This is a genomic window from Gordonia sp. NPDC062954 (assembly GCF_044543825.1).
GTDB classification, from domain to species: domain Bacteria; phylum Actinomycetota; class Actinomycetes; order Mycobacteriales; family Mycobacteriaceae; genus Gordonia; species Gordonia tangerina.
On record NZ_JBITWL010000005.1, the window covers coordinates 62,724 to 77,938 of the forward strand.

Annotated in this window: 10 protein-coding genes; 2 read left to right on the plus strand and 8 right to left on the minus strand. The window is 68.7% G+C overall.

Features of this window, described 5'->3' with window-relative positions:
• Position 1: 1 nt before the first annotated feature.
• The 4 genes from nudC to ACIGKQ_RS07100 all read right to left on the minus strand — a co-directional run bounded on the left by nudC (position 2) and on the right by ACIGKQ_RS07100 (position 8,972).
• A complete protein-coding gene (nudC, locus tag ACIGKQ_RS07085) occupies positions 2–934 on the minus strand; it encodes an NAD(+) diphosphatase (RefSeq protein ID WP_396572929.1) in 933 nt (310 codons plus the stop codon).
• Positions 934–1,962 (minus strand): TrkA family potassium uptake protein, encoded by a 1,029-nt coding sequence (locus ACIGKQ_RS07090; protein WP_235724587.1) that lies wholly within the window; start codon positions 1,960–1,962, stop codon positions 934–936. The genes nudC and ACIGKQ_RS07090 overlap by 1 nt, the downstream gene beginning before the upstream one ends.
• Positions 1,963–2,041: 79 nt before the next feature.
• On the minus strand, positions 2,042–5,440 hold the full coding sequence (locus tag ACIGKQ_RS07095; RefSeq protein ID WP_396572931.1) for an ATP-dependent helicase: 3,399 nt from the start codon (positions 5,438–5,440) through the stop codon (positions 2,042–2,044).
• Positions 5,433–8,972 (minus strand): ATP-dependent helicase, encoded by a 3,540-nt coding sequence (locus tag ACIGKQ_RS07100; protein ID WP_396572932.1) that lies wholly within the window; start codon positions 8,970–8,972, stop codon positions 5,433–5,435. The genes ACIGKQ_RS07095 and ACIGKQ_RS07100 overlap by 8 nt, the downstream gene beginning before the upstream one ends.
• Before the next feature lie 98 nt (positions 8,973–9,070).
• Between ACIGKQ_RS07100 and ACIGKQ_RS07105 the strand changes: the two genes are divergently transcribed.
• Positions 9,071–9,862: an alpha/beta fold hydrolase gene (locus ACIGKQ_RS07105; protein ID WP_396572934.1), complete on the plus strand. Its 792-nt coding sequence runs from the start codon at positions 9,071–9,073 to the stop codon at positions 9,860–9,862.
• Between the two features lies 1 nt (position 9,863).
• Positions 9,864–10,172, plus strand: coding sequence for an MGMT family protein (locus ACIGKQ_RS07110; RefSeq protein ID WP_235724591.1), 309 nt, complete (start codon positions 9,864–9,866; stop codon positions 10,170–10,172).
• A 93-nt stretch (positions 10,173–10,265) separates the two neighbouring features.
• Here ACIGKQ_RS07110 and ACIGKQ_RS07115 read toward each other — a convergent pair whose 3' ends face one another.
• From ACIGKQ_RS07115 to nirB, 4 genes are read right to left on the minus strand one after another with little or no spacing between them, the layout of a single operon-like run.
• Complete coding sequence (locus ACIGKQ_RS07115; RefSeq protein WP_235724592.1) at positions 10,266–11,012, minus strand: sirohydrochlorin chelatase; 747 nt, start codon at positions 11,010–11,012, stop codon at positions 10,266–10,268.
• Entirely contained in the window at positions 11,009–12,190 is a 1,182-nt protein-coding gene (locus tag ACIGKQ_RS07120) for a uroporphyrinogen-III synthase (RefSeq protein WP_235724593.1), read from the minus strand. Before ACIGKQ_RS07120 ends, ACIGKQ_RS07115 begins: the two co-directional genes overlap by 4 nt.
• Positions 12,187–12,621, minus strand: coding sequence for a nitrite reductase small subunit NirD (gene nirD / locus ACIGKQ_RS07125; protein ID WP_235724594.1), 435 nt, complete (start codon positions 12,619–12,621; stop codon positions 12,187–12,189). Before nirD ends, ACIGKQ_RS07120 begins: the two co-directional genes overlap by 4 nt.
• Positions 12,618–15,188 carry a nitrite reductase large subunit NirB gene (nirB, locus tag ACIGKQ_RS07130; protein ID WP_396572936.1) on the minus strand — a complete coding sequence of 857 codons (2,571 nt, stop codon included), beginning with the start codon at positions 15,186–15,188 and terminating at the stop codon, positions 12,618–12,620. The genes nirD and nirB overlap by 4 nt, the downstream gene beginning before the upstream one ends.
• Positions 15,189–15,215 lie beyond the last annotated feature (27 nt).

A 15,215-nucleotide genomic window follows, 5' to 3' on the forward strand; every position in this document is an offset into this window, starting at 1 on the left:
TTCAGTGCTCGGCGTAGGCCCACGCCGTGATCAGCGAACGGGCGATGGAGATCGAGCCGGGTAGCCGGAGTCGGCGTCCGTCGGAGCTGGTGCCCACCGCGCCGTCGCCACGGACCCACTCGCTGCCGTTCTCGAGCGCCTCGATCACCTCGGCACGCTCGAACCAGGCCGCGTCGCCGATCTCACCGTCCAAGAACTGCAGCGGCGTGGCGGGGTCGCCGAGAGCAGAGAAACCGAGCATCAGCGACCGCGGGAACGGCCACGGCTGGCTGCCCAGATACCGCGGCTCGGCAACGGTGATGCCGACCTCCTCGTACACCTCCCGCAGAACACACTGCTCCAGCGACTCACCGGGCTCGACGAATCCGGCGAGCGTCGAATACCAACCGTCGGGCCACACCGACTGTCGCCCCAACAGGACCCGGTCGGCCCCGTCGTGGACGACGGTGATGATCGCCGGATCGGTGCGCGGGAACTCGTCTACACCGGTGTCCGGGTGCCGGCGCACCCAACCGCCCCGCGCCGGTCGGGTGGGCGTGCCATCCACCGGCGAAAACGCCGCGGTGGCATGCCAATTGAGAATACCCAGGGCCGTCGCCAGCAGACCTGCGTCGTCGGCGGTCAGCCCGTGGGCGCCGCGGCGCGGATCGTCGGCGCGGCCGTCGAGTTCGCTGACCCGCACTGTCCACAGGTCGCTGCTCCCGACGCCGAGAAACACCGCGTCCATCGGCGGTCGGTCACCGAGGTCGGTGGCTTCGATCCATCGCAGGCCACCGTCGTCGGCCACCGGATACCGCCCGGCCTGATCGATCTGCAGCACCCGCGCCGTCGGCCAACCCGACTGCATCCGGTCCGGGTCGTCGCGGATCTCGTCGGCCCGGTCGAACCTGGCCTGCGCCAGCAGCGGCGGGCGGGCCAACGTGAAGTGGGCCATCAGTCCTGACCTCCCTTGCGCACATACAGCAGTCGGTCGCCGACCTCGATTTGTTCGACCTCGCTGTCGTCCACGCGATGCAAGACGCCGTTGCGCACCACCCCGAGCACGAGGTCGCGGGTGTGCGCCGGAGATCCGCCGGTCTCGGTGGGGTCGACTTCGCGTTCGGCGATGGCGTAGCCGGCGTCGGGGGTGAGCAAGTCCTCGATCACCTCCACCACCGACGGGGTCATGGTGGCGATGCCGAGCAGCCGGCCGGCGGTCTCCGACGACACGACAACCGAGTTCGCACCCGACTGACGCATCAGGTGGGTGTTCTCCGACTCGCGGATCGACGCGACGATCTTGGCCCGGGGATTGAGTTCGCGGGCGGTCAGGGTGGCCAAGACCGCGGTGTCGTCACGGTTGGCGGCCACCACGATGCTCGCCGCATGGGCCACCCCCGCCAAGCGCAGGATGTCGGACTTGGTGGCGTCGCCGCGGACGGTGACAAGCCCGTCTGCGGCCGCGGCCTCGAGCACATCGGCATCGGCGTCGACCACGACGATCTCGGCCGGTTTGATGCCGTCACCGATCATCGCGTCCACCGCGGTTCGTCCCTTGGTGCCGAATCCGATCACGACGGTGTGGTTACGCACGCTGTTCCTCCAACGCTGGATCTTGAGGGCCTGCCGGGATCGCTCGGTCAGCACCTCGAGCGTGGTGCCGATCAACACGATCAGGAACAGCACGCGCAGCGGGGTGATCACCAGCAGGTTGATCAGGCGGGCAAACGGGGTCACCGGGGTGATGTCGCCGTATCCAGTGGTCGACAACGTCACCGCCGAGTAATACAGAGCATCCAGAAACGAGAGCTCCCCGCCTTGGGAGTCCTTGTAGCCGTCCCGGTCGAGGAACACGATCACCGACGTCAGGAACAGGGCGATGACCGCGAACACGACGCGCTTGCCGATCGCCCGTCCCGGACTCTGTTGCAGTTCCGGGATGCGGACGACCCCGACCAGTGCGTAGTCGGGCCCCTCCGACAAGTGCTCGGATCGTAGCCGGCTGCCGAATCCACGAGGTCGTCTCAAATGTGCCGCCGTTCGTTCACGAGGCGAATCTAGCTCATTTCGCGAGCAAAGCCGCGAGTGCAGGTCGATCGGGCAGGTCATCGGGTTCCAGGGTGTAGCCGGACCGCACGTAGTGAAATGCCGCGCGCACCTTCTCCAGCGGGACCCCGGCCAACTGCGCCCAGGCGATCCGGTAGGCGGCGAGTTGCACGAACAGCGACTCGCGGCGGGCCGGCTCGGGCACCGAACCGGTCTTCCAGTCCACCACCAGCCAGCCGCCATCGGATTCGGCGAACACCGCATCGATGCGGCCGCGGATCACGGTGGGACCGATGACCGTCTCGAACGGCACCTCGACCTCGGTGGGGCTGCGCTGAGCCCAGCGCGACGCGAGGAAGGACGCACGCAGCTCCTCGAGGTCGGTGTCGGGAGCCGCGGTGGCGTCGGCCGCACCGGGCAGTTCGTCGATGTCGAGGAGTCGGGTGGCGCCGAACCAGCCCTCCACCCAGGCGTGGAAGGCGGTGCCGCGGCGCGCGGTCGGGTTGGGTGCGAATGGGGTGGGGCGACGCAGCCGCCGCGCGAAGGCCGCCTCGTCGGCGTCGAGTTCGACGAGCTGGCTGACCGACAGGTGCGTCGGCAACGCCACGTCGACCTCCGCGGTGTTGATGCGGTGGTGCTCGGCCAGCAGAGCGTCCACCTCGGCGCGCCAGGCGGCGATCTCCCGAGCCGACTCGGTCAGGTCTGCTTCCGAGGTCACCGACGCTCCGGACCCGGGTGTGATGTCAGTGGCCGACGCCTCGAACAGCGTCGGTGTGCCGCGCGCGGCGATCGCGTCTTCCACCAGTCGTGCCGCGGCGTCGACCGCGTCTCGCCGCTCCCCCAGCACGTCCCGAGGCCACGGCGCGCTCGCGATCTCGTCGGCCAACGGATTGGTTGCGTCCTGCGCCGGCTCGTCGGCGTCGACATCGATCGCCATGCCGGTCGAGTCGACGGTCGGATCGTCGATCGCCGCGGTGACGATCGCGCGGATCTCGGCGAAGAACTCCGACCCACCGCGCGGTCGGTCGCCGCTCTCCGACCAGTGGTGGGCGGAGATCAGCAACGTCTCCTTGGCTCGGGTGAGCGCGACATAGAGCAGCCGCCGGTCCTCTTCGAGCCGACGCTGCGCGATGGCCTCCTTGTGCTCGGTCAGCGCCACTTCGAGTTCCTTGCGGTCGGCGACCGCGTGCAGGTCGAGCGGCGGGAAGCCCTCCGCGTTCGCACCGTCGGCGAGGTCGCCGCGCAATTGCGCGGGCAGTTCCTTGGCACTACCCAACCAGGTGCTGTCGGCACGTCCGCCCGGAAAGATGTTGTGGCACAGATGAGGCAACACCACGACATCCCACTCCAGGCCTTTCGCGGCATGGACGGTGAGGATCTGCACGCGTTGTTCGGCGACCTCGATGCGACCGGGCTCGAGCCCCTTCTCGATGGTCTCGGCGGTCTCGAGGAACGCCAACAAGCCGGGCAGATTCGCACCCGACCGTTCGGCGTAGGTGGTCACGTACTCCGCGAATGCATCGAGGTGCTCACGGCCGGTGATCGCACCACGCATCCGGCGCGCCCGGATCTGCGCCTCCACGGCCACTCCGATGGTGTTCTCCACGTCGGCGACCAATTCGGGCAACGGCTGGCCGATCCGGCGGCGCAGCGACTCCAATTGGGCGCCGAACGTCCGAATACGCCGAAAACCCTCCTCGCTGTATCGATGTGGCTCTCCCGGGTCGACCAACGCATCGGCGATGCCTGCGCGATCCACGATCTCGGTGGGCAGCACCGCATCCAACGCGTTGTCGAGCGCCTCGCGCGAGGCGACGATGCCGTTGGCGGCAGTGAACTCGACGGCTGCGAGCTCGGTGGCGCGTTTCCACAGTGACGCGAGGTCGCCCGCGCCGAGTTGCCATCGGGCGCCGGTCAGCAACCGCATCGCCGCCGTACCGGCCATCGGATCGGCGATAAGGCGCAGCATTGCCACCACGTCCTCGATCTCCGGCACGTGCAGCAGCCCGCCGATGCCGACCACCTCGGCAGGAATGCCACGGCTCTCCAGTTCGGCCGCCAAGGGCGCCGAATCGTCGTTGCGGCGCACCAGGATCGCGGTGGTCGGTGGCGGCTCACCGGCCGCCTCGGCGCCTCGGTAGAGGCGTTCGACGTGTTCGCCGATCCAGCGCCGTTCGTCGACGACGGTCTCGGTGAGGGCGAGGTCGACGGTGCCGGTGGGCGCGTCCGGCCGGGGCCGCAACACGCTGACCGGGATGCCGCGGCGCCGCAGCTCTTCGGATGTCTGGTTGGCCAACCGCAGAGCGTGTGCCGAATTACGCCAACTCGTCAGCAATTCCAGGCGCACCGCAGGGGTGCCGTCGGACTGACGGAAGTCGTCGGTGAAGCGAGGCAGGTTGGCCGCCGAGGCCCCACGCCAGCCGTAGATCGACTGGATGGGATCGCCGACCGCGGTAACCGCGACCGATCCGCGCGCCGATCGTTTCGGCGCGCCCGGCGCCACACCGAACAGTGTGGCGAGCAGGATGCGCTGCGAGTGGCCGGTGTCCTGGTACTCGTCGAGCAACACCGCCTTGAACGAGGTGCGTTCGGCAGCGGCGACTTCCGGGTTCCGCATCACCAGCCGGGCCGCCAGGGACATCTGGCTGCCGAAATCGAGGGCCGTCGCCGCCCGCATCGTCTCACCCAGCGCGATGACCATCGGGATGAGTTCGCGCCGCTCGTCGATGACGTCCTGGATCTTCAGCAACGCCTGAGTCGGGGTGTCGCGCTGACGCGGTCCCTTCGGCAGTGTGTCGATCAGCTGGTACAGGTCGTCACCGGCGCGACGGAGGTCGTCGAAGTCGACCAGGTGCTCGGCCATGTCGCCGTAGAGCTTCAGCACCGCTTCGGTGACGCTGGCCGGCACCTTGGTGGTCTGCAGCTCGCCGGTCCAGTTGGACACCACCGAGAACGCCATCTGCCACAACTCCGTCTCCGACAGGAGTGTGGAGTTGGGTTCCACCGGCAGCAGCAGACCGTAGTCGGCGATGAGCCGCCCGGCGTAGGCGTGATAGGTACTCACCTCGGGGTCACCGCCGCTCAGCCGGGCGGCGATGGCACCGTCGACATCCCAGCCGCGCAACGCCGAGGACCCCGCCAGCATCGACAGTCTTCGCCGGATACGCGCGCCGAGCTCACTGGCCGCCTTCCGCGTGAACGTCAGGCCGAGCACCTCGTCGGGAGCGACGAGACCGTTGGCCACCAGCCACACCACCCGAGAGGCCATGGTCTCGGTCTTGCCCGCACCGGCGCCCGCCACCACCAACACCGGCTCCATCGGTGCCTCGATCACCGCGACCTGTTCGGGCGTCGGAGTCGGCAGACCAAGGGCGGCGGCGATCGCGACGGCCGAGATCGTGGGCCGCTCAGTCATCGATCACCGTCTTCCCACGAAGCTGGGCCGGACAGCTCGACGCCAGCGCGCAATGACTGCATCCGGGGTTGCGGGTGGCGGCGAACACCGGACCGACGCTGGCACGGGCGGCATTGCGCACCACCGAGATCCACTCGTCGACCTGCTCGGTGCTCAGTGGCTCCTGGACACGTTCGGCCGCGCCGGTGTTCTTGTTCGCCGACGATACGTACACCAGCCGTCCACCGCCGGGCTGCACCGGCTCGGACTGTCCACTCGTCGCCCCGCCGAGGGCCAACGCCAGCTGATAGGTGGCCAGCTGGGCGTGCTCCTGGGCGTCGGCCTTGGTGATCGCCGTCTTGGCCGTCTTCACGTCCACCACCACCGGACGGCCCTGATGATCGCGCTCGAGCCGGTCGATCCGACCCCGCAGCCGCACCGCCATCTCCTGCTCGTCCGCGTCAACCGGAACCGTCGCGTCGATATCGGCCTCCACCCCCACTTCGGACAGCTCGTCGCGTGAGATCCGCAGCCAGTCCCGGAAGTTGGTGAGCATCGCTTCGGCGCGTTCGAGTTCACGGACCGAGTACCACGCCGCGCCGGTGTCCACCCGATCCCAGATGCCGCGCAGCGCGGCGGTGACCTCAGCCGGTTCGATCTGGCCGGCGACCGCCTGGACGAGCGTGTGGACCAGGCTGCCGGTCAGCGCCGGCGTCCCGTCCCCGTCGCGGCCGCCATGACGCTCGAGCACCCATCGCAACGAACACCGGGTCAGCGCCTCGACGTTTGAGGGCGACAACGTCACCGGCCCCCGGTCGGGAGCCCACAACGCGATCTCGGCGCTGGGCCCGCCCAGGCCGTACCAGTCCCGGGGCGCGGCACCAGGGATATCGGAATCCGACAGTTGGGCAAGAAGTTCCGCGGCCGCGCGGGCCTTCTCTCCCGGACCGTCGGGACCGATGTCACCGACCACCTCGGAGCGCAGCGTCGCCACCAACGACGGCAGCGACAGCACACGGTCGACCCCCGGGTCCAGAGGCAATTCGGCCAATGCCTTGTCCGCCGTGCCGTCGGCACCGAGATCGTCGGCATCGGGCAGGGCGGTGCCCCGGAACCGACGGATGGCGTCGGCAATCTCGACGACGAACCGCGACGGCGAGGCATCACCGCCGCCGTCCTCCACCGCGGTGACGAGCAGTCGACGACGCGCGCGAGTACACGCCACCAGCAGCAATCGGCGTTCGTCGGCGAGCGCCGACCGCGACCGCGCGACCGTGTCCAGGGCATCCGGGTCGAGACCGTCGAGCAGATCGACGAGTTGTCCGGTCGCCAGCACGCTGCCACGACTGCGCAATGACGGCCACAGCCCATCGAGAACCCCGGCCACGGCCACCACGTCCCACTCGCGGCCGGCGGCAGCGTGCGCCGAGAGCACCGTGACCGCGTCGTTGGCCGAGCCGGCCAATCGACTGTCCCGCGGAATCTGCAGCGCCGCCAGGTACCGCACGAATCCGGCCGGCCCCGCCGCGGGCAAGGTATCGACGAAATTGGCGGCGGCCTCGAACATGGCCATCACGGCATCGAGATCGCGGTCGGCCTGCTCACCCGCCGGTCCGCCACGGATCGCGCTCGCCGCCCACCGTCGTTCCAGGCCGGTGGCCTGCCATGCCGCCCAGAGTGTCTCCTCGACCCCACGTCGAGCGCGATGGGCACGATCGGCGGCCGCTATGACGTCGAGAGTGCGCACCAGCGGGCGGGCCTCAGCCTCGGTCAGCGCCGCGATGTAGCGGGCGGCGACGTCAGGGTCGAGCAACGCCCGCCGAATCGCGATCAGCGAATCGGTGGCCGCGCCTCCCCCGCTGCGCTCGTCGAGACGCCGCACACCGCGACGTAGTCGGCGCATCGCGCCGGGATCGGCGCCACCGACCGGACCACCCAGTAGGGCCACCGCATCGTCGATCGTGAACTCATGGTCCGCGGCCGATCCGTCGTCCACCGCCGATTTGTCCACAGCGTCCGGCGCTGCCGGTTCGCCATCCGCCCTGTCGCGATCAGCCGGTTGTCCGGCCAGCTCCCGTTCGGCCGACTCCCGCTGCGCCAGATCCCGCGCAGCCACCACGCGTAGGACACCCATCAGGGCGCCGACGGCCCGTTGGCGATGCAACGGCAGATCGCTGGTGGGCGTCGTCACCGGCACCCCGGCCGAGCGGAAGGCGCGCCGCAACGCAGGCAAGGCCAGCGACACCGACCGCACCACCACCGCCATCCGCGACCACGGCACGCCACCGAACAGATGCGCGCGACGCAACAGGTCGGCGACGGCGGTCGCCTCCTTGGCCGCCGAGCTGAAGACCTTCACCTCCGCACCCCCGGGCAATGGATCCGTGTCATCGCCGTCGGCCTCGTCGGTCGGCCTCGGATACGGGTGCGACCGGGCGCCGGGCAGCCGAGCTGCGAGCGCGGCACCGACCGCCGCGATTTCGGGATGGTTGCGGAAAGTCTTTTCCAGCAGAACATCTCGCGGAGCGCCGAGGTCGGTCAGCTCGTCGGCGAATCGCGGACTGGCCCCGCGAAAACCGAACACCGATTGATCGGTGTCCGCTGCGATGATCGTCGAATCCGCGCCCGTCCCGATCAACGTCACCAACGCCGCCGCCTGCGGGTCGAGGTGCTGAGCGTCGTCGACCAGCAGATGCCGAATTCGTCGGCGCTGCCCGGCGAGCAGATCCGGATCGGTCGCAAACGCCGACAGCGCCGAACCGATGAGTTCGGCCGCATCCACCGCGGGCGCCGATGCGCCGGGGGCGTCGGCACCGACTGCGCCGCGCAACAACATGTTCTGCTCGTACTGCGCGTAGGCACGACCGGCCGCCACCCATTCCGGCCGGCGGTGTTCGCGTCCCAGCGCGGTCAGTTCCTCGGGTCCCACGCCACGCTCGGCAGCCCGCATCATCAGGTCGCGTAGTGCCTGTGCGAATCCATCGGTGCCCAGCGCCGGCCGCAGCCGTTCCGGCCAGTACCGGGCGCCGTCCTCGATGTCACCGGCCAGCAGTTCGCGCAGCACCATGTCCTGCTCGGACCCGGTGATCAGGCGGGGCGGCGGATTGCCGTGCGCGGAGGCCTGCAGCCGCAACACCGCGAAGGCGTAGGAGTGCACGGTGCGCACCAATGGTTCACGCAGCGCGCGGTTCTCGACGCCACCGTCCGCACCCCCCGAGGTCGCCGACAACACCCGTCGGGTGATCTCTTCTCGCAACGAGGCCGCGGCACGTCGGGACGCCGCGAGCACCAGAACGGACTCGGCATCCACATCGTCACGCAACAGCCGCGCGACCGCGGCGTCGACGATGACCGACGTCTTTCCCGTACCCGGGCCACCGTGTACCCGGACAGGCGACCACGACCGCGACGAATCCCGCGTCACCGCCGATTCGATCACCTCGGTGACCTCCGCGGGCCATTGCCGCGTACGGTCGTCGACGCCCGGTGCCGCGGTCAGTCGGGTACGCAGCGCCGTCCCCGCGGTGGGGTGGGAATCGCTGCGTCGGGCCATGTCCCCATGGAAGCACGCGCCACCGACAGCCTCGGCGAGCAGCACCGTGAAGATGGCGTGCCAACGCAGTCGCCACGCTGCTACGGCAGGATGGCGTCATGCCGTTGACCACCCACACATTCGGACCCGATACCGGCGACGCCGCAGCTGTCCTGGCCATCCATGGCCTCACCGGCCACGGCCGCCGGTGGGCGGCACTGGCCGGCGACCAGCTACCCGACCTGCGCCTGATCGCACCTGATCTCCTCGGCCACGGCCACTCGCCGTGGACACCGCCGTGGTCCTACGAAGACCACGTCGACGCGTTGGTCGCAGTTGTCGACGAGCACATCCCTGCCTCTGCGCGTCCATTCGTGATCGTCGGTCACTCGTTCGGCGGAGCGCTCGCCGTCCGGCTGGCCCATCGTCTCGGCGATGCGGTCGCGGGGTTGGTGTTGCTCGACCCGGCGCAGGGTCTCGACCCCTCGTGGGCGCTGGAGGTCGCCACCGACAGCCTGGCCCACTGGGACTACGCCGACGCCGATCACGCCCGGTCGGCGAAACGCAGCGAGGGGTGGGCGGACATCCCGGAGACGTTGTTGGACAAGGAGATCGATGAGCACCTGGTTCCCGTGGCCAACGGCCGGGTGGGATGGCGGGTGAGTGCGCCGGCGGCGGCCACGGCGTGGAGTGAGATGGCCCGCGAGGCGTTGCTCCCACCGACCGGACTGTCGACGGTGGTCGTGGTGGCCGATCGCGTCCGGCCACCGTTCGTGGGCCCCGACTTCCTCGCATCCTGCGCGGACGCGGAGTCGATTCGGGTGGTACATGCCGACTGCGGGCACATGGTGCCGTACCTGGAGCCGGAACTCACCGCGACGTTGATCCGCGAGATTCTCGAGCAGGTCTGAGATGGCCGCCATCACTGATGACGACGTGGAGCGGGTGCGGGGACTGGTCGCGGCGATCCCGGAAGGCATGGTGACCACCTACGGTGACCTCGGCCATGCGGCCGGGTTGTCCAGCCCGCGGATCGTAGGCGCGATCATGCGGACCGATTCCGGTGACCTCCCTTGGCATCGCGTGGTCCCCGCCTCGGGCCGCCCGACCCCACACCTGGCCGAGCGACAGTTGGCGAGGCTGCACGCCGAGGGCGTTCCCATCCGAGACGGGCGGGTCGTCCTCCGCGAGTGCCGCTGGAGACCCGGCATCGATGACTGACCGGGGGTGATCGGCTCTCTGGCGGGACCGTGATGTGATCTCGATACGCCACTCACTCCGTTCGCGGCCATCCACCGGAGGTCGCCATTGGGGTCAGCCGCTGACCGGCGCCTGACGACGGTATGGGCTGATCGCGGCGCGCATGCGCGTGACGATGAGGTCCACGATGCGCTGATCGGCTCCGAGCGGATCGGCGACGACATCGGCACCGTAGGTGTGCAGTCGCTGATGGAACAACCCAGGCGCCAGCAGATAACTCGCGATGGCCACGCGGCGTCCGTTCCGCGATGCCCGTTCGACAGCTTCGGGAACCGACGGCGTCGCGGTGGTGATGAAGCCCACTTCGACACGTCCGCCGATGATCGACTCCAGCTGCCGGGCAGCGAGATGCACTTGGCCGCAAGCGCTCTCGTCAGACGAGCCGGCCGCGGCCAGCACCACCGAGTCACCCGGCTCCCAACCGGCCTCGACGAGCCGCAGGCGGGCCACATCGGCGATGGCCGGATCCGGCCCGAGCGCCCGGGTGACGATCGTGTCGCAACGCCCCGCTGCCTCGACATGCTGCGGCAGATCCTTGCGGACGTGATACCCCGACGCCAGGAACGCCGGTACCAACACCGCCGGGCGGTCGACATCGGCGATGACCTCGGCCGGGGTGGGGCCGAGCACGTCGACGAAGGCGGTGCGGGTGGTACCCACCTGCTTTCCGACGGCCTCGGCGATCTCCGCGATCACGCTGACGCCGTGCGGATTTCGGGTGCCGTGAGCGACCAGCACCGGGCTGACGTCACGCAGCCGGTCGCCGAACGGCAGGTACTGACGAGTGTGTCGATGCCTCATTCCCCGTCCTCTTCCCCCTCGTATTCCAGGTCGACAGCGAGTCGATATCCCCGCTTGACCACGGTCTGGATCATCTTCGGATCACCCAGTGCATTGCGCAGCCGGGCCACTGCCACTTCCACGGCGTGGGTGTCGGAGCTGTCGCCGGGCAGTCCGGCCAGCAGCTCGTGGCGCGAGACCACCCGACCGGGTGAGGCAGCGAGTGCCTTGAGCATGATCAAACTGGTCGCCGACATATCACGCAGCGCGCCGTCGACGATCACCGCCTGACCGCGGATGGCGGTGTCGTGACCGTGAACTCGCAAGTTGTGACTTCTCCGGGGCAACTCGTCGGTGATCAACCGCACCAAGGCGCCGAGTCGATACCGTTTCGGATAACTGGTCGGGATCTGCAACGCCTCCAACGGACCGGCGGTGACCGAACCCACGCACATCACCGGCACCGCCGTCCGCATCGCGTGCACGAACTGCGGCAGCTTGCCGAGTTCTTTGGCGCGCGTGAGGATCGACGCCGCGGCCGGCGCGCTGGTGAAGGTGATCGCGTCGAGATCGCCGCGTACCACTGCGCCGATCATGCGATCGATCCGATCGACGTCGGGATGCATGTTCCAGCGATACACCGGGATCGGTAGCACCTGGGCGCCAGCGGCACGCAGCACTGCGCAGAAGTCCGGCAAGGGCTCCCATTCGGTGGTCGCACCGTGTAACTGGACCGCGATCCGCACGCCCTCGACCCCCTCGTCCAGCAACCGGTCGAGCACCTCCGACGACGACTCGCTTCCCGGAGACCACTCTTCGCGCAACCCGGCCGCCCGTATCGCGCCCTTGGCCTTCGGTCCACGGGCGATGAGCCGACTCTTTCCCAACGCGGTGATCAGCGGCTCGGCCCCGCCCCAGCCGTCGGCGGCCTCCACCCAGCCACGAAAGCCGATACCCGTGGTGGCGACCATCAGTTCCGGTGGATCGGCAATGATCGTCTCGGTCACCTGCTCGAGTTCGGTGTCGTCGACGAGCGGCAGGATCCGGATCGTCGGAGCGGCCATCACCTCGGCACCCCGGCGTTCGAGCAGCGCAGCGAATTCCTCGGCGCGCCGCGCCGCGGTGATCCCGATGGTGAATCCGGCCAGTGGTAGGGCCTCGGCGTCGTCGGCGAGGGCCGTGTCTTTGCTGTTGCTCATCGGCGCTGGAAGTACACCTCGACAATGTCGTCGACCACCCGTACGGCGTAGCTGGGCACCGACATCGCTTCGTCGTCGAGGCAGATGCCGGAGCGCAGCGAGAACACCTGCTTGCCCAGCGGGCTGGCAACGGTCGGCTCGCCGCCGCGGTCGCCGGTGACGCCGCGGGACAGCACCGCTGCGCGTGCGAACGGGTCGATGTTGCCGATGGCGTACAGCCGGGTCCGTCCCACCACCGCTTCTCGGTCGGTCTCCACCGCAGGGATGCGGAAGAGCGCGGCCTGCTCGAAGTCGGGACCCAACACACCGGCCCCTCGTCCGATGGCGAGATCGGCCAGGGCGCACGCACGGATCCACTGTCCGGGTACGGCCTCGGCATGCGTGGTCGGGTCAGCGGGTTGGTTCGCCGTCGATCGCGCAGCGACTGTCATGTCGGCACTCCTTCACGTTCTGTTGCGTCGTTGGTGGCGGACTCGGTGTCGACGCGGCCGGGCATCGACGGCATGTCGAGCAGCACCGGGATCTTGCGCTCGACGTCGGTGTCGGTGAACTGGATCGTCGGATCGACCACCTCCGGTGCGTTGACGAACGAGACGAAGCGCTTGAGCTTATCCTCGTCCTCGAGTACCGCAGCCCACTCGTCGCGGTAGCCCTCGACGTGGCGTTCCATGGCCGCTTCGAGATCGGCCGCGAGACCCAGGCTGTCGTCGCAGACCACCGCCTTCAGATGATCGAGTCCGCCCTCCATCGCCTCCAGCCACGGCGCGGTACGCTGCAGGCGATCGGCGGTGCGGATATAGAACATCAGGTATCGATCAATGTAGGCGACCAGCGTCTGGTCATCCACTCCGCTGGCCAGCAGTTGGGCGTGTTTCGGGCTCTGTCCGCCGTTACCGGCCACGTAGAGGTTCCACCCGTTCTCGGTGGCGATGACACCGACATCCTTGCCCCGCGCCTCGGCGCATTCGCGGGCACAGCCCGACACACCGAACTTCAGTTTGTGCGGCGACCGCAGGCCCCGGTAGCGCTTCTCCAGAAAGACGGCCATGCCGACGGAATCCTGCACACCGTAGCGGCACCAGGTGGACCCGACGCAGCTCTTCACCGTGCGCAGGCTCTTGCCGTAGGCGTGCCCGGATTCCATGCCGGCGTCGACGAGGCGACGCCAGATCTCCGGGAGCTGGTCGACGCGGGCGCCGAAGAGGTCGATGCGCTGACCACCGGTGATCTTGGTGTACAGACCGAAGTCACGGGCGATCTCACCGATCACGATGAGCTGTTCGGGGGTCACCTCCCCGCCCGGCATGCGCGGGACGACCGAGTAGGAGCCGTTCTTCTGCATGTTGGCGAGGAAGTGGTCGTTGGTGTCCTGCAGGGACGCCTGCTCGCCGTCGAGGATGTGGTCGCTCGACGTGGAGGCCAGGATGGACGCCACCGTCGGCTTGCAGATGTCGCAGCCTTGACCGCTGCCGTAGCGGTCGATGATCTCGGAGAACGTGCGGATACCGGTGACCGAGATGATCTCGTACAGTTCGGCGCGCGACTGCTCGAAGTGCTCGCACAGGGCCTTGGACAGTTCCACACCAGAGGCCGCCAGTAGCGACTTGACGCTGGGCAGACAGCCACCGCAGGTGGTTCCGGCGCAGGTGGTCTTCTTGATGTCGGCGATCTCGCAGGCGCCGTCGGCGATCGCCGAGCAGATGGTTCCCTTGGAAACGCCGTTACACGAACAGATCTCGGCCTCGTCGGGCAGCGCGTCCACGCCGACCGCGGGACCCGAGGCCGGCGCGATCAGCGCAGCCGGGTCACCCGGGATCTCGCTGCCCACCATCGGTTTGAGCAGCGCGTATGCCGACGCATCACCCACGAGGATGCCGCCGAGCAGTGTCTTGGCGTCGTCGGAGACCACCACTTTCGCGTACCGCCCGGCAACGGGGTCGTGGTAGACGATCTCCAGCGCGTTCTCGGTGGTCGCCATGGCGTCACCGAAGCTGGCCACGTCGACACCGAGCAATTTGAGCTTGGTCGACATGTCCGCACCGGGGAAAGTGGACTGCTGCCCGAGGAGTTGGTCGGCCACCACCTCGGCGGTGCTGTATCCGGGCGCGACGAGCCCGTAGCAACGACCCTCGACTGCGGCGACCTCCCCGATCGCGTACACGTCGGGATCATCGGTTCGGCATGAGGTGTCGACCAGCACGCCGCCACGTTCGCCGACCGCAAGACCGGCGTCGCGGGCCACCTGGTCGCGCGGCCGCACGCCCGCCGAGAACACGACCAGGGCGGCATCGATCTCGCTGTCGTCGCTGAGCGTCACGGTGAGCCCGCCGGAGTCGGAATCGGCGATGTCGGCCGTTCCGACGCCGGTGTGCACAGTCAACCCCAGGTCGGTCACCAGGTTCTCCAGGACCGACCCGCCCCCGTCGTCGACCTGCATGGGCATCAACCGTGGCGCGAACTCCACCACATGGGGGGTCATCCCCATCAGCTTCAGCGCATTGGCCGCCTCCAGTCCCAACAGACCGCCGCCCACGACGATGCCGGGCGCACCCGGTCCGGCTGCCTCGGCGGCCGCCCGGATGGCGTCCAGATCATCGAGCGTGCGATAGACGAAACATTTGTCGTTGTCGTGTCCGGGAACCGGCGGGACGAAGGCATATGACCCGGTGGCAAGCACGAGAGCGTCATAGTCGATTTCCCGTCCCACCGACGTCACCACCCGCCGGCCCGCGCGGTCGACGTCGGTCACGACTTCACCCAGGTGGGTCACGACGTGATCGTCACCCGCGTAGGTGTTGCCATCCAGTGCCAGCGAATCCCGCTGCCAGGCACCGACATACGAGGACAGTCCGACGCGGTCGTAGGCGGGATCGGCCTCTTCGGAAACAACTTCGATCCGCCAGGTGTCGTTGATGTCGCGGGTACGGAGGGTCTGCACGAAGCGGTGACCCACCATGCCGTGGCCGACCACGACTACGGTCTTGGATTCGCTGGTCACTGGTTACTCCTTGTTGATTCTGAGCTG

What these genes read in the sequence shown, in the direction of transcription:
- nudC (WP_396572929.1), bottom strand. Translation starts at nt 934, where the DNA reads ATGGCCCACTTCACGTTGGCCCGCCCGCCGCTGCTGGCGCAGGCCAGG.
- ACIGKQ_RS07095 (WP_396572931.1), bottom strand. Translation starts at nt 5,440, where the DNA reads ATGACTGAGCGGCCCACGATCTCGGCCGTCGCGATCGCCGCCGCCCTT.
- ACIGKQ_RS07100 (WP_396572932.1), bottom strand. Translation starts at nt 8,972, where the DNA reads ATGGCCCGACGCAGCGATTCCCACCCCACCGCGGGGACGGCGCTGCGT.
- ACIGKQ_RS07105 (WP_396572934.1), top strand. Translation starts at nt 9,071, where the DNA reads ATGCCGTTGACCACCCACACATTCGGACCCGATACCGGCGACGCCGCA.
- ACIGKQ_RS07110 (WP_235724591.1), top strand. Translation starts at nt 9,864, where the DNA reads ATGGCCGCCATCACTGATGACGACGTGGAGCGGGTGCGGGGACTGGTC.
- ACIGKQ_RS07115 (WP_235724592.1), bottom strand. Translation starts at nt 11,012, where the DNA reads ATGAGGCATCGACACACTCGTCAGTACCTGCCGTTCGGCGACCGGCTG.
- ACIGKQ_RS07120 (WP_235724593.1), bottom strand. Translation starts at nt 12,190, where the DNA reads ATGAGCAACAGCAAAGACACGGCCCTCGCCGACGACGCCGAGGCCCTA.
- nirD (WP_235724594.1), bottom strand. Translation starts at nt 12,621, where the DNA reads ATGACAGTCGCTGCGCGATCGACGGCGAACCAACCCGCTGACCCGACC.